We start from the raw sequence: 379 nt of genomic DNA on the forward strand, positions 1-379 counted from the left end.
ATGCCTTGGAGCGACACCGAGGAGGCGAACACCATGAGCTTGGTATTGCCAAGGCGATCGAATGCAACGCCGGCAGGGATATTGAAGTACCGCGGAATTGCGTTGGCTTGCGTATTGTCGGCGCGGCGCGTGCCGGCGACTATGGCGTTGCGGCCCGCCAGCAGCCGCGGCATATTGGCTTGCGTGGTCTGCGTCGCGTGGTTTCCGTTGCCGCTCTGGTCGTACCATGTTTTGACCAAGATGGTATCGGACGCCGACTGCTTGAACGCCATGGCGGTGCCGATGTCGATCTTGCGGCTGATGGTGCGGAAGCCGATGTCCATCTCGGCGCTGTCGGAGGTGCTGCACGATGCGGCAGCAGGCAAGCGCTGAACCTGAG

The 379-nt window shown here is 62.0% G+C and carries 1 protein-coding gene; it reads right to left on the reverse strand.

The genetic code is table 11. From position 1 onward, the window contains the following. A partial coding sequence (locus tag EN845_RS35715) for a hypothetical protein (protein WP_210235533.1) occupies positions 1-379 on the reverse strand: 379 nt, incomplete at both ends.

Origin of the sequence: Mesorhizobium sp. M8A.F.Ca.ET.202.01.1.1 (genome assembly GCF_004791595.1) — a bacterium.
In the GTDB taxonomy this organism is placed as follows: domain Bacteria; phylum Pseudomonadota; class Alphaproteobacteria; order Rhizobiales; family Rhizobiaceae; genus Mesorhizobium.